12 protein-coding genes are annotated in these 13,797 nt (G+C 52.5%); 5 read left to right on the top strand and 7 right to left on the bottom strand.

The window, feature by feature from the left end:
* Positions 1-21: 21 nt before the first annotated feature.
* Positions 22-1,272, bottom strand: a complete 1,251-nt coding sequence (gene frsA / locus CLR69_RS21195; protein ID WP_131535145.1) for an esterase FrsA — start codon at positions 1,270-1,272, stop codon at positions 22-24.
* A gap of 262 nt (positions 1,273-1,534) precedes the next feature.
* The gene (gpt, locus tag CLR69_RS21190) at positions 1,535-1,993 is read right to left on the bottom strand and encodes a xanthine phosphoribosyltransferase (RefSeq protein WP_131535144.1); all 459 of its coding nucleotides are present in this window, start codon (positions 1,991-1,993) and stop codon (positions 1,535-1,537) included.
* 331 nt (positions 1,994-2,324) lie between these two features.
* On the opposite strand from gpt, the gene pepD reads away from it, so the two are divergent.
* A complete protein-coding gene (gene pepD, locus CLR69_RS21185; RefSeq protein WP_131535143.1) occupies positions 2,325-3,785 on the top strand; it encodes a beta-Ala-His dipeptidase in 1,461 nt (486 codons plus the stop codon).
* Positions 3,786-3,849: 64 nt separating this feature from the next.
* Here pepD and dinB read toward each other — a convergent pair whose 3' ends face one another.
* Entirely contained in the window at positions 3,850-4,908 is a 1,059-nt protein-coding gene (dinB, locus tag CLR69_RS21180) for a DNA polymerase IV (protein ID WP_129710024.1), read from the bottom strand.
* Between the two features lie 75 nt (positions 4,909-4,983).
* The gene (locus tag CLR69_RS21175; protein ID WP_129710026.1) at positions 4,984-5,784 is read right to left on the bottom strand and encodes a helix-turn-helix transcriptional regulator; all 801 of its coding nucleotides are present in this window, start codon (positions 5,782-5,784) and stop codon (positions 4,984-4,986) included.
* Between the two features lie 230 nt (positions 5,785-6,014).
* On the opposite strand from CLR69_RS21175, the gene CLR69_RS21170 reads away from it, so the two are divergent.
* A complete protein-coding gene (locus CLR69_RS21170) occupies positions 6,015-6,785 on the top strand; it encodes a class I SAM-dependent methyltransferase (protein ID WP_242451672.1) in 771 nt (256 codons plus the stop codon).
* Positions 6,786-7,053: 268 nt separating this feature from the next.
* A complete protein-coding gene (gene dpaA / locus CLR69_RS21165; RefSeq protein ID WP_129710030.1) occupies positions 7,054-7,788 on the top strand; it encodes a peptidoglycan meso-diaminopimelic acid protein amidase in 735 nt (244 codons plus the stop codon).
* On the opposite strand, the gene CLR69_RS21160 is transcribed toward dpaA, so the two are convergent.
* Together CLR69_RS21160 and lpcA are read right to left on the bottom strand one after the other, a co-directional pair.
* Positions 7,759-8,526 carry a class II glutamine amidotransferase gene (locus tag CLR69_RS21160; RefSeq protein WP_129710032.1) on the bottom strand — a complete coding sequence of 256 codons (768 nt, stop codon included), beginning with the start codon at positions 8,524-8,526 and terminating at the stop codon, positions 7,759-7,761. The two genes, dpaA and CLR69_RS21160, sit on opposite strands and share 30 nt — an antisense overlap.
* A 173-nt stretch (positions 8,527-8,699) precedes the next feature.
* A complete protein-coding gene (lpcA, locus tag CLR69_RS21155; RefSeq protein ID WP_005975726.1) occupies positions 8,700-9,281 on the bottom strand; it encodes a D-sedoheptulose 7-phosphate isomerase in 582 nt (193 codons plus the stop codon).
* Positions 9,282-9,628: 347 nt separating this feature from the next.
* Between lpcA and fadE the strand changes: the two genes are divergently transcribed.
* On the top strand, positions 9,629-12,076 hold the full coding sequence (fadE, locus tag CLR69_RS21150) for an acyl-CoA dehydrogenase FadE (RefSeq protein ID WP_131535141.1): 2,448 nt from the start codon (positions 9,629-9,631) through the stop codon (positions 12,074-12,076).
* A 98-nt stretch (positions 12,077-12,174) separates the two neighbouring features.
* Complete coding sequence (gene yajD, locus CLR69_RS21145; RefSeq protein WP_010282592.1) at positions 12,175-12,525, top strand: HNH nuclease YajD; 351 nt, start codon at positions 12,175-12,177, stop codon at positions 12,523-12,525.
* 60 nt (positions 12,526-12,585) lie between these two features.
* Here yajD and mtnK read toward each other — a convergent pair whose 3' ends face one another.
* Positions 12,586-13,788: an S-methyl-5-thioribose kinase gene (gene mtnK, locus CLR69_RS21140; protein ID WP_131535140.1), complete on the bottom strand. Its 1,203-nt coding sequence runs from the start codon at positions 13,786-13,788 to the stop codon at positions 12,586-12,588.
* Positions 13,789-13,797 lie beyond the last annotated feature (9 nt).

Genomic DNA, 13,797 nt, shown 5'->3' with positions numbered 1-13,797 from the left:
TCGGATGTTTACCCATCATGATCAACACACTTTATCCTGCAACCACCGGTTAATTTGCTGCAATGCGCGATCGAAATTCTGGTATATCGGAGAGAAATTAACTGGCATCAGCTTCCCTTGTGCGGATGAATTCACAATCAGGCTAGCCTCTTCTTTCGGGCATAACAGATCGTTTTCCCAGTAGCCTGCCAGCATCGGCGTCGGGCAACGGCGTCCTAGCAGACCCTGTGTTTTCAGTGAATAGCGCCCCAGTTCGATTTTCAGCGAGGCATCCGTCGAAAACGGCATACCCAGCCGACTCGCCAGTACATCCATAAACATGTCCGGTACCTGCTGCTGGCGATTCGGATCGCTTAACAGATGGTGCACCACTGGGCCAAGACAGGCCACGCCACATAAACGCTGTGATTCCAGATAAGCCAGCCGAACGGCGATATTAGCACCAAAGCGGAAACCAAATGCGGCTACGCGGCTGTGATCGACCCACGGGATATCCGGTAGCGCACGCAAGACCTGCTGATGCAGGAAACTGGAATCCTGAGTCAACTTCCAGCGGGAAGAAAATCCAACGGAGGGAACATCAATCGTCAACATCGCCATGCCTGCTGGCGCAAAATAGTCCTGAAACAGTCGGTGATAATCGCTTTGCAACATTTCCAGACTGCCGCACATGAGGACAGTCGGAAAAGGGGCTTTTCCTTGCGATGGCATATGCAAAAAGCCGGTCAGCGTGCCGCCGCCAGCAATTGGAAAGGTCAGCTCTTTGAGTTCGTAAGGCAGGTACTTAGCGGCTTCTTCATAGGCACGATTTGCCAGCGTTTGCGCCTGTTCTGCCAGTTCATCGCCTTTAATATGCGGATACGCAGCAATGCTGTAGAGGTTGGCTGCATTCAACCAAAACTGTCCGGTTTTCGCGCCATCACCACTTTCTGTGGCCCGTTGCTGCCAGTCTGCGCCCTGCTTCGCCCATTCATAGATCCAGTTACCACCGCGGTAGCCAATCACCGTATCGAGCAACTGCTCATTGCTTCTGTCAGCTTTACTCGCGGCGATACGCGACAGCACATCCTCAATTTCCCACGGATCGACACCACGCCAAATCCACATCAGTCGGTTAATCATCCGATACCAACTGCGGGTCTTTTCTCCTTCCAGCGTAGAATGCAGCCCCTGCGTTTCCTGACTATTTCGCGTACGTCTGACCAACGTCGAGGTTTCTGGATGTTTGAAGGATGGTTTGAATAGCGTTTCAGACAGGTTAGCTTGCGCCACAGCAGCCTCCGTTAATGTGAACCGCCGTTAGCGGGCATCAGACGACTTCTTCGTCACCGGTTAAAGTGTAACGAACTCAGGCCAGGGAAGACAAATGCCAACGGCAGAAACACACGATCGGATCAAAGCCGGTGGCAGAAATGAGGGTCATTCAGAAAGGACAATCGCCATAAGCAACGATCATCATAAACAACAATCACCATAAACAATAATGCCCGGCTAAACCGGGCATTGATGGAAATCGATAATTATCGCGAGGCGATTAGCGGCCAGACAAAGGCGGAACAAACACCACGCCCATATCCCACGGCTGCTCAATCCAGGTATCTTGTGGAATATCAATGACGTAGTCGTCAACCAGCGGTTGACCAGCAGGTTTGGCGAAAATGGTCACAAAGTGCGCTTTCGGATACATATCGCGAATCGCCTTTGCCGTACCGCCGGTATCAACCAAATCGTCAACTACGATAAACCTTTCGCCATCTCCCTCGGCACGCTTAATCACTTTCATTTCGCGCTGGTTGTCATGGTCATAACTGGAGATGCAAACGGTATCAACGTGACGAATGCCAAGCTCACGCGCTAACAGCGCGCCAGGAACCAGACCACCGCGGCTTACGGCAATGATGCCTTTCCATTGATCGGCAGGCAGTAAACGCTGTGCCAGTTTACGGGCATGAATTTGCAACATATCCCAGGTTACGACGTACTTTTCGCTCATAAAATATATCCCAGCCGAATAAAAACCGGCTTAAGTTGAGTCTGAGGGGGGAAAAAGGTTGCGCGAGATTATAGATAGCCAACAACATAAAAACCAGTTTTTCTCAACGCGAGAACCGAGTTTTTCCTGACAGCCTGCGCCCTACCAAACCCGCTGATTCATATTGCAGCAGGAAAAGTAAGAAGAGACAACGGCAATTTCCCCTGCTTCAATGGAAAATGATATTCTCTTGTGACACGCCACCTTACGTGGCTAACTGCATTCAACTTTTAACCTATAGCCCCTGCACGCCAGAATGCGGAAACAGGCAGCTAAAAAGGAGACTGAAATAGTGTCTGAATTGTCTCAACTTTCCCCCCAGCCTCTATGGGATATTTTCGCCAAAATCTGTTCTATCCCGCACCCTTCTTATCATGAAGAAGCGCTGGCTGCGCACATTCTGGAGTGGGCTAAAGAGAAAGGCATCTATGCCGAGCGCGATCAGGTTGGCAATATTCTGCTGCGCAAAGCGGCAACCACAGGTATGGAAAATCGCAAACCTGTCGTGTTGCAAGCGCATCTGGACATGGTGCCGCAAAAAAACAACGACACCGTACATGATTTCACAACCGACCCGATCCAACCTTACGTTGACGGTGACTGGCTGAAAGCACGCGGCACCACGCTGGGCGCGGATAACGGTATTGGTATGGCCTCTGCGCTGGCGGTGCTGGCCGATCCACGTGTCGAGCACGGTCCTTTGGAAGTGCTGCTGACCATGACCGAAGAAGCAGGTATGGATGGCGCGTTTGGCCTGCAACCTAACTGGCTTCAGGGCGAAATCCTGATCAACACCGATTCGGAAGAAGAAGGCGAGATCTACATGGGTTGCGCAGGCGGTATTGATTTTATCACCCGTCTGCCGCTGGTGCGCGAAGTGCCACCTGCTGGTTACCAAACGCTGAAGCTGACGATTAAAGGACTGAAAGGCGGCCACTCCGGTGGCGACATTCATCTGGGGCTGGGCAACGCCAACAAACTGCTGGCACGTTTCCTGTTCGAGCAGGCGAAAGCGCTGGATATCCGCATTCTCGATCTGAACGGTGGGACGCTGCGCAACGCCATTCCGCGTGAAGCCTTCGCCACGCTGTCACTGCCTGCCGCTGATGTCGAGCAGTTGAAGACGCTGAGCCAGGAGTATCTGGCCGTACTGAAGAATGAGCTTTCTGCCGTTGAGAAAAACCTGACCGTGCTGGTGGAAGCCAGCGACAGCAACGAGCACCCGCTGACGCAAGACAGCCGCGATCGTCTGCTGGCGCTGCTCAATGCAACGCCAAACGGCGTGATCCGCATGAGCGACGATGTCAAAGGTGTGGTGGAAACCTCACTGAACCTCGGCGTTGTCACCATGGAAGACGATCATGCAGAAATTATCTGCCTGATTCGTTCGCTGATCGATAGCGGTAAAGACGCCGTCGTGGGTACGCTGACGGCGCTGGGTCAACTGGCTGGCGCGAAAACCTCTCCGAAAGGCGGCTATCCAGGCTGGCAGCCGGATGCGCATTCACCGGTCATGGCGCTGGTACGCGAAACGTATCAGAAGCTGTTCAACAAGACGCCGAACATCATGGTGATTCACGCAGGGCTGGAATGTGGTCTATTTAAGAAACCGTACCCAGAGATGGATATGGTATCTATCGGGCCAACCATTACCGGGCCGCACTCACCGGATGAACAAGTTCATATCGGCAGCGTGGATCTGTACTGGAAATTGCTGACAGAATTGCTGAAAGCGATTCCGCCACGCGCTTAATCGCATTACGATAAAAACCAAGGCGACGGTTATCCGTCGCCTTTTTATTCTTAGCCAGCCCCTGCTATCCCCAATCAAATACCAACTGTCGCTCAATTTGCGGGTCGAGCAGCGTCACATGCAGCCCAACCAATCGGACACCTCGGGATTTACGCCGCTCCAGCCAGGTTTGTTGCGCCAGCTTCAACAGATCCTGTTTATTTAACATCGGCCACACATGCTCCTGCGTCGTTTGCTGAAAATCATCGAACTTGAGTTTTACCCCCTGACGCGCAATATGCAGATCGGGCTTCACCCGTTTCAGACGAACCTCCAGCTCTTGATAAAGCTGTTCGATCAGGTTTTCACACTGATCCCAGTCGTGAATATCTTGCGCCAGCGTCTTCTCCACTCCGACTGATTTCCTCAGCCGATCTGGTGAAATCTGCCGTTCGTCAATCCCCTGACATCGCTCCCACAGTACCCGGCCAAACTTGCCGAATGCTTTGAGCAGATCCGCCAGCGCATACGCCCGCACATCAGCACAGGTATGCAAACCACGCTCTTCCAACCGTTTCGCCGTCACTTTCCCGACGCCAGGAATCTTCTCCAGCGGCAACGCGAGCAGGAAATCATCTACCTGCTCCGGTGTAATCACATATTGTCCATTCGGTTTATTTAACTCAGAGGCAACCTTCGCCAGAAACTTGATCGGCGCAATGCCTGCCGAGGCCGTCAGATTCAATTCATTCGCAATGGTTTTACGGATTTCTTCAGCGATCCGCGTTGCCGAACCATTACAGTGCGGACTATCGGTGACATCCAGATAGGCTTCATCCAAAGAAAGCGGTTCAATCAGTGAGGTATAGCGGGCGAAGATCTCGCGAATTTGGCGCGACGTGGACTTATATACGTCCATGCGCCCCGGTAACAAGGTGAGATGCGGACACAGGCGCAGGGCGGTTGCGGTCGCCATCGCGCTGCGAACGCCGTAGCGTCGGGCAGGATAGTTAGCGGTACTAATGACACCACGTCGATCGGCGCTTCCACCAATCGCCAGAGGAATATCACGCAGGCGCGGGTTATCACGCATCTCAATTGCTGCGTAGAAGCAGTCCATATCAACATGAATGATTTTGCGCATACTGGCCCTCCGACAACACTGTATAAATATACAGATCAAAGTCAGTATAGACAAGTTGCGCGATGCTTGCCGCGTTTACTGCATGATGAGCATCACCAGCTTAACGTCCCCATGACCGGCAGGATGAAAAGTCTGTTGATGATAGGCCACATCGCCAAGCAAAGGATGATGAAAACGTCGTTCGCCACCTTCACGGGCGGTTACCGCCTGCTGCGACCACCAAAGGTTGAACTCGCGGCTTTCTTCACACAGCGCCATCACAATTTGCCGAACGGCCTCAGTGGGTGCGTAATGACTTGATTCCGCGCGAAACTCTGCCACCACACGCTTTGCCCGTTCCGGCCAATCCACCACCAGCGATCGTGCCAATGGATTAAGAAACATGAAATGCAGCAGATTCGGTTCGGCATCGTTTCCCAACCATCCGGCGAACAGCTGTTCCGACGGCGCGTTCCACGCGAGCATGTTCCAGCATCCATCCAGAAGATACGCAGGACAGGCAATGTGGTGCAGGCTGGCGGCAACCTGTGCATCCAGCGACGTTGCCCTATTCTGCTTCTGGGGATCCTGCACGCCAGCAAGGCTAAAAAGGTAGTCATGCTCGGCGGGTTCCAGCTTTAACGCCAGTGACAAGCGAGTCAGCGCCGATGCCGAAGCGGACACATCACGCCCCTGCTCAATCCAGGTATACCAGGTGGTGCTGATTCGGGCGATTTGCGCCAATTCTTCTCGGCGCAATCCACTGGTGCGTCGCCGTCCAGAGGCAGGAAAGCCGACCATTTCGGGCGTTGTCCGCTCACGCAGCGCCCGTAAAAAAGCCCCCAGCGCCTTTGGACCACTCAGAGAATTGGCAGACATAAGCGTATTTGCAGACATAACCACGTGTCCTTTTCATCCCGTTCGTATAGGCAGTTTACAGTGACCGCAACATCAATGAAAAATGTGTTAATCAAACAGGGAGTATTTTATACCCGTATAAATGCTCATATTGTACCCGTATTTTTCCCTCATTATAGTGTTCTCAGACCAAGGTCTTCTTTACTGGCAGGCGCGCCGCCGTTTAACCATGATGAAACGAGAACAATTCAGATAAAGCGAGAGCAATGATGGAAGAAAAACAGAGTCATAATCGTCGCGTCGAACACCAGTTCGGCTCACAGGCACAGAACTACCTGACCAGCGCGGTACACGCGCAGGGCAAAGATTTAACCCGACTGGCCACTTTATTGGCGCCCTTCCCACAGGCGCGCGTGATCGATGTTGGCTGCGGTGCCGGACATGCCAGCTTTGTCGCCGCACAGGCCGTCGCGGAGGTTGTCGCCTATGATCTGTCATCCCAAATGCTGGATGTGGTGAGTCAGGCCGCAGAGCAAAAAGGGCTGAATAATATCCGCGTTCAGCAAGGTGTCGCCGAGTCTTTACCATTCGATAGCAATAGTGCGGACATCATCATCAGCCGTTATTCCGCACATCACTGGCATGACGTCGGGCAGGCGTTGCGTGAAATGCGGCGCGTTCTGAAACCAGGTGGTCGAGTGATCATGATGGACGTCGTTTCACCGGGCCATCCGTTGTTGGACATCTACTTGCAGACGGTAGAGAAGTTGCGTGACACCTCACATGTACGCAACTACGCGCCGGGTGAATGGCTGAGTCTGTTTACAGAAGCGGGGTTTATCGTGCGTAACATCACCAGCGACAGGTTGACGCTGGAATTCAGCAGTTGGATAGCACGTATGCGCACGCCAGAACATTTCGCTATCGCCATCCGTGAGTTGCAAAAAACGCTGGCGGACGAGGTGGCACAGCATTTTGAGGTACAGGCAGACGGTTCCTTTGTCACCGATATTATTATGATAGAAGCCACCCGCGCCTGATACGCTTTTCTCCGCAATTAACGATGTAAAAACGATCTCAAATTGAGCGGCCCGCATCCTTTCGGGCCGTTTTTTGTAAATGTTATTTTTTAGCGCTTTTCAACGCTTGATTAATATGAAACCAATGATAATGTGATTTCGTTTTCATCGTTATCTATTCAGCGACGAAATACAGAACGATAACGGTCGCCCAACTCCTACGCTAAAACACCAATAGCGCGACAGGGATACCGCACGTAGCACAGCAATTTTATTATCAGGAACCATAATGCAAAAAATCGCGCTGTCGTTTGCGATGTTGTTTTTTTTGCCTTCTCTTGTTGTTACCAGCGCCGCTAGCGAGACTGCACCGCCGCTTGCGCCGATAGCAAAAGAATTAAAACAGCAATTATTAGGCTCTCCGATCTATATTCAGATCTTTAAAGAAGAGCGAATATTCGAACTTTATGCGAAAGTCGGCAACGAATATCGTTTATTGGAACAATATCCAATTTGTAAATATTCGGGCGGATTAGGGCCAAAACGGGTTGAAGGCGATTTAAAAAGCCCGGAAGGTTTCTATCAGGTCGATTTGCGCCAGCTCAAGCCAGACAGCCAATATTACCGCGCGATCAACATCGGTTTCCCCAACGACTATGATAAATCACAGGGATATTCTGGCCGCTATTTAATGATCCACGGAGAATGTGTGTCAGTTGGTTGCTATGCCATGACCAACAACTATATGGATGAGATTTATCGCTATGCCGAAGCGGCATTACGCCACGGGCAGGCGAAAATTGATATCGCCATCTATCCGTTCCGCATGACAGAACAGAACATGCAGCGCCATCGTAGTTCCACCTACGCCAGCTTCTGGAAACAGCTTCAGCCGGGATACGCTTACTTTAATCAGCATAATCAGCCGCCAGCTATCACGGTTTTTAACGGGCAATACGTCGTTAATCCACCGTTGATGACCAGCCAGCCGACCTTAAAGTATGCGCTCGCCGAAACAAAATAGAACGAACTCACCTGGCATTATCTGATGCCAGGTTTCGTTACCCGTTAGCGGCTGTGTCGCCAGCACGGTAACGACATCATTGGGTGTCGTCTGCTGCTGGAAATCAATCTCCACATCCTGATCCAGCAACGTCGCTTTACCAAACGGCGCGCGACGGGTGATCCAGTAGAGTTTGGTTGAGCAATACCCCATCACAAAGCGCCCGTCCGACAACAGCATGTTAAACACGCCTTTCTGACGCAGAACATCCGCCTGTTTAGCGATATAGCGGAATACCGCAGGCCAGTTACCCGGCGTGCGCGGATAGCGCTCGGACAGTTGAGACAGCAGCCAGCAGAAAGCAAATTCGCTGTCCGTCTGACCAACAGGACGAAACATCCCCGTTTTCAGAGTGTTGTAGCCTTTTAGTTGCCCGTTATGGGCGTACGTCCAGTTCCGCCCCCATAGCTCGCGAGTAAAGGGATGGGTATTTTCCAGCGACACCGCACCGCGATTCGCCTGTCGAATATGTGAAACCACCGCACACGATTTGATCGGGTAATCCTGCACCAGCCGGGCAATCGGCGAGTTATAGCTTGGCAGCGGATCTTTGAACGTACGACAGCCGTTCCCTTCATAAAAGGTAATCCCCCAGCCATCCCGGTGCGGCCCGGTGTTCCCACCGCGTTGTATCAGCCCGGTAAAGCTAAAGCAGATATCCGTCGGTACATTCGCGCTCATCCCCAGCAGTTCACACATCTGACTTCCTACCCTTCCCTTCTCATCATATTTCAAGTTGCATGTGCGTTAGCTACGCACAAATACTCGGCCCGTCGTGGGCCTAGCCCTAGCGGGCCAACGCTTTACGTTGTTCAAAACGCTAACGTTTTGTCCTGAAACTCGAACTATTTAGAGTCTACTATTAATGCGGCTTACTGATCCGCCATCTCTTTTTCAATCAGTTGAATCAGGATGTGAATCGCTTTGATATGGATTTCCTGAATACGGTCGGCATAACCGAAATGTGGAACACGGATTTCCACATCGGCCGATCCCGCCATTTTACCGCCGTCTTTCCCCGTTAGAGTAATGACCTTCATACCTTTCGCTTTTGCCGCCGCAATGGCTTTGATGATATTGCCAGAATTACCAGAAGTGGAAATTCCCAGCAGCACATCACCTTCGCGCCCCAGCGATTCAACGTAACGGGAGAAGACAAAATCGTAGCCAAAATCGTTGCTGACGCAGGACAGGTGGCTCGGATCGGAGATCGCAATGGCCGGATAGCCCGGACGATTCTCACGATAGCGACCCGTCAGCTCTTCGGCAAAGTGCATCGCATCGCAGTGTGAGCCACCGTTACCGCAGGAAATCACTTTACCACCCGCTTTAAAAGCGTTTGCCAGCAGTACCGCAGCGTTTTGAATCGACTGAATGTTCGCATCGTCACTCAAGAAATTATTCAGTGTTTCTGCTGCTTCTTTCAGTTCACTACGGATTAAATCCTGATACATGGAATCCTCTCATTTTGTCTGGTGACAGTATCATCTTCTGCATGCAGTGTAGCGGATTGAACAAACAGCGAGAAGCGCGTAATCACGGGATCGAAAGGATCACTGACGCCTGTCAGAAAACTCGCGACGGTCGCTCGGTTTGTGAAGTGAGTTGTAATTATGATGTAAACGAATTGATAAAAATAATCAGATAAACTACAACAAATATAAGCAACAGGTCAGACCTCTTACGACATTGACCTCTTACGCCTTATTTCACTGATGAAACGGTTCTCGCTTTCCACTATCACACAGCTTCAAGTGGAAGGAAGAAAGCCTTAATTCGATCACAATGCTGGAGACACGTTATGGTTGCTGTCAGTATCCTCCTCCTACTGATTATCATCGGAGCGATGTTTTACCATCGGCTCAATCTGCTGCTCGGTAGCGCCATCCTGCTGACCTACTTCGCAGCCATGTCCGCCATGTTACTCTGGCCCGTCTGGCTGATGATTCCGCTCGTGATCCTGCTGATTCCGATGACCGTTCCCGCTCTGCGGCAAAAACTGGTTTCTGCTTCCGCGCTGCGCATGTTCCAGAAGGTCATGCCGCCGATGTCGAGCACGGAAAAAGAGGCGATCGATGCAGGAACAACCTGGTGGGAAGGCGATCTGTTTCGCGGCGCACCGGACTGGAAAAAACTGCATAACTACCCGCGCCCGCAGTTAACTGCTGAAGAGCAGGCGTTTATCGATGGCCCCGTTGAAGAAGCCTGTCGGATGGCCAACGACTTTGAAATTACTCACGAACGCGCTGATATTCCACCGGAGTTGTGGGAATTTTTAAAAGAACATCGCTTCTTCGCCATGATCATCAAAAAACAATACGGTGGTCTGGAATTCTCCGCCTATGCACAAGCACAAGTGCTGCAAAAACTGTCAAGCGTCTCCAGTATTGTGGCAATCACCGTTGGTGTTCCCAACTCACTCGGCCCCGGCGAACTGCTGCAACACTACGGTACTGAAGTGCAAAAAGATCACTACCTGCCACGTCTGGCACGCGGTCAGGAAGTTCCCTGCTTTGCGCTGACCAGCCCGGAAGCCGGTTCTGATGCAGGCTCAATTCCCGATACTGGCATTGTCTGCTACGGCAACTGGCACGGGGAGCAGGTCGTGGGTATGCGTCTAACCTGGAATAAACGCTATATCACACTCGCCCCAGTTGCCACCGTGCTCGGGCTAGCCTTTAAGCTGTACGATCCCGATCACCTGTTAGGCAATGAAGACGATGTAGGAATTACCTGTGCGTTAATTCCTACAGATACCGACGGCGTTAAAATCGGCCGCCGCCATTTCCCGCTGAACGTTCCGTTCCAAAACGGGCCGACTCAGGGTGAGAACATCTTTGTCCCGCTGGATTACATTATTGGTGGTGCGAAGATGGCTGGTCAGGGCTGGCGTATGCTGATGGAGTGCCTGTCCGTTGGGCGCGGCATTACGCTACCGTCAAACTCCACCGGAGGACTGAAGTCGATTGCTCTCGGCATCGGTGCTTATGCACACATCCGTCGCCAGTTCAAAATCTCCATCGGTAAGATGGAAGGCATAGAAGAACCACTGGCACGTATTGCGGGTAATGCTTACGTGATGGACGCTGCTGCGACGTTGATTACCAGCGGTATCATGCAGGGTGAAAAACCGGCGGTGCTCTCCGCTATCGTCAAATATCACTGTACCCACCGCGGTCAGCGCAGCGTGATGGATGCAATGGATATCGCCGGGGGTAAAGGTATCTGTCTCGGCCCATCCAACTTCCTGGCTCGCAGCTATCAGGGCGCCCCGATTGCCATCACTGTGGAGGGAGCCAATATCCTGACGCGCAGTATGATTATCTTCGGGCAAGGTGCAATCCGCTGTCACCCTTATGTGCTGGAAGAAATGGCAGCCGCACAGGACAACGATGTGTCACGCTTTGACCGTGCGCTGGTTGGACACATCGGCCACGTCGGCAGCAACAAGGTGCGCAGCTTCTGGCTTGGCCTGACCAACGGCCTGCTAAGCCGTGCGCCGGTAAACGACAAAACGCGTCGCTACTATCAACAGCTCAACCGACTCAGCGCGAATCTGGCACTGCTAGCAGATGTGTCGATGGCAGTACTGGGCGGTAGCCTGAAGCGTCGTGAGCGTATCTCGGCACGTTTAGGAGATATTCTCAGCCAGCTTTATCTAGCTTCTGCGACATTGAAACGCTATGAAGACGAAGGTCGCCAGAAAGCGGATTTACCGCTGGTGCACTGGGGCGTTCAGGACAGTCTGCATCAAGCCGAGCAGGCGCTGGACGAGCTGCTGCGTAACTTCCCGAATCGCGTCGTGGCGGGTCTGCTGACTTTCATCATCTTCCCGCTGGGGCGGAGCTGCCCTGCGCCGTCTGACCGCCTCGACCATGAGGTCGCGAAGATTCTGCAAACGCCGTCGGAAACGCGTAGCCGTCTGGGACGCGGCCAATATCTGGTTGCCAGCGAGCACAACCCTGTCGGCCTGCTGGAAGAGGCATTACTGGATATCATCGCAGCCGAGCCGATTTACCAGCGCTTGTCGAAAGCCAGCGATAAACCGCTACCATTCATGCGATTGGATCAACTAGCAGAGCAAGCACTGATCGAAGGTCAGATTACCGCAGAAGAAGCGGGTATTCTGACCAAAGCCGAAGCCAGCCGCTTACGTTCTATCAATGTGGATGATTTCGCATATGATGCGTTGGCCGCCAACAAGCCCACCCCCGCGCCGCAGCCGGAAAGAAAAACTGAAGTAGCGTAAATAGTATCAGGCCGCCAATATGGCGGCCTGTTCTTTCCTTTACATGCTCATCAGTTGTAAAATCGACGCCATCTTTCCTTCTGAATGAAACCCGACACATGGCTTACATCCCCAAGAACTACGCCAGACTTGAAAGCGGCTACCGCGAAAAAGCGCTCAAACTTTTCCCGTGGGTATGCGGTCGTTGTTCACGAGAATTCGTCTATTCCAACCTGCGTGAATTAACCGTTCACCACATCGATCACGATCACAGCAATAATCCCGAAGACGGCAGTAACTGGGAAATGCTGTGTCTCTATTGCCACGACCATGAGCATTCGAAATACACCGATGCGGATATGTACGGTTCGACCGTCGTTGCAGGTGAAGATGCACAGAAGGATGTTGGCGTTGCCACGCATAATCCTTTCGCGAATTTGCAGGCCATGATGAATAAAGGGAAGAAATAGTCGGTCTACCGCTCCCATCCGGTTCGTTGAGGGGAGCGGATCATGGAATCGCGTGCCTAATTAGGCGCCGCTCTGCCGCACACGCGCCAGTAACGCATCCACATCTGCAATATGCGGGGCTGCCAGCACCAACGTCCTGCCCAGCGAAATAGCATGACGCTGACACGCCAGACGGGCATACGTCTCCTGAATGCTGTCCAGATCGGCAACGTGCGCCAGCCCAATCGTGCGGCGAATCAGTTCGGTTCCACAATAGCCAACGGCATCCAGCCAAACCTGCTGCAAAAACAGCGCGGCATAACCCGATTCCGCCAGCGTCGGATCGCGGCTGTCACTTTCACTCAGTGCCAGAAAACGTGCGGAGAAGGTCTGCCACAGCGTACGAATATCTTCCAGACGTCGTTCACGTCCTGCCGCCGCCTCACGCGGAGCCAGCAGCCCCGGCAGGCCGCAATAGTTCAGCAGTAGGTTGCCAATCGCAGTGCCGACGTCAAATCCCATCGGCCCATAGAAACCAAATTCAGCATCAATCGCCTTTAAGCGCCCTTCCGTCACAAAGATCGATCCGCTGTGGATGTCACCGTGCAGCAGCGCTTCAGCTTTGCTCAGGAAGCGATGCTTCAGCCCGGCAACCGCCAGCTTCAACGCCCGGTCGTCACGCAATGCCAGCACATCCGGCGTCAGCGCTGCGTCAAACTGATTCCTTTCGTGATCGATATAGGGGTCGGTAAAGAAAAGATCTTCCGTAATTTCACACAGTTCAGGGTTAGTGAACTGGCTTACCGCGGCTTTCTTCACATGCGGATGCTGATAGAAATCAGAGGTATGGAATAACGTTTGTGCCAGATATTCCCCTAACTGCGCTGCAGCCTGAGGATAATCCGCCCCTTTAACCAGCTCGCTACGCCAGATACGATGATCGGAAAGATCTTCCTGCACCATCACCGCCAGTTCGGGATCGTGATGTAACACCGTCACGGTATGTTGCGGACAAAACCGCGCATGCGTCAGCAACGTTTCGGCCTCAATACGGGCCCGATCGAGCGTCAGAGGCCAGGATTCTCCGACACATCGCACGTAGGGCAGCGCCTGTTTAACAATCACCCGACTGATGCCCGTTTCATCTTTAATTTTAAACACCAGATTCAGATTGCCATCGCCGATTTCTTCTGCGGCTACCAGCGTTTGCGGCTGACTGACACCGCCGAACTGGCGAGCATATTCAACAGCATCATTCGCCGTAAAAGTGCGGTAAAGTGACATTCCAACTCC

The sequence above is a fragment of the Pectobacterium zantedeschiae genome (assembly GCF_004137795.1).
Taxonomy (GTDB): domain Bacteria; phylum Pseudomonadota; class Gammaproteobacteria; order Enterobacterales; family Enterobacteriaceae; genus Pectobacterium; species Pectobacterium zantedeschiae.
This window is presented reverse-complemented; position numbering and strand designations above follow the sequence as displayed.

What these genes read in the sequence shown, in the direction of transcription:
- dpaA (WP_129710030.1), top strand. Translation starts at nt 7,054, where the DNA reads ATGCAAAAAATCGCGCTGTCGTTTGCGATGTTGTTTTTTTTGCCTTCT.
- mtnK (WP_131535140.1), bottom strand. Translation starts at nt 13,788, where the DNA reads ATGTCACTTTACCGCACTTTTACGGCGAATGATGCTGTTGAATATGCT.
- CLR69_RS21160 (WP_129710032.1), bottom strand. Translation starts at nt 8,526, where the DNA reads ATGTGTGAACTGCTGGGGATGAGCGCGAATGTACCGACGGATATCTGC.
- lpcA (WP_005975726.1), bottom strand. Translation starts at nt 9,281, where the DNA reads ATGTATCAGGATTTAATCCGTAGTGAACTGAAAGAAGCAGCAGAAACA.
- CLR69_RS21170 (WP_242451672.1), top strand. Translation starts at nt 6,015, where the DNA reads ATGGAAGAAAAACAGAGTCATAATCGTCGCGTCGAACACCAGTTCGGC.
- CLR69_RS21175 (WP_129710026.1), bottom strand. Translation starts at nt 5,784, where the DNA reads ATGTCTGCAAATACGCTTATGTCTGCCAATTCTCTGAGTGGTCCAAAG.
- gpt (WP_131535144.1), bottom strand. Translation starts at nt 1,993, where the DNA reads ATGAGCGAAAAGTACGTCGTAACCTGGGATATGTTGCAAATTCATGCC.
- yajD (WP_010282592.1), top strand. Translation starts at nt 12,175, where the DNA reads ATGGCTTACATCCCCAAGAACTACGCCAGACTTGAAAGCGGCTACCGC.
- fadE (WP_131535141.1), top strand. Translation starts at nt 9,629, where the DNA reads ATGGTTGCTGTCAGTATCCTCCTCCTACTGATTATCATCGGAGCGATG.
- dinB (WP_129710024.1), bottom strand. Translation starts at nt 4,908, where the DNA reads ATGCGCAAAATCATTCATGTTGATATGGACTGCTTCTACGCAGCAATT.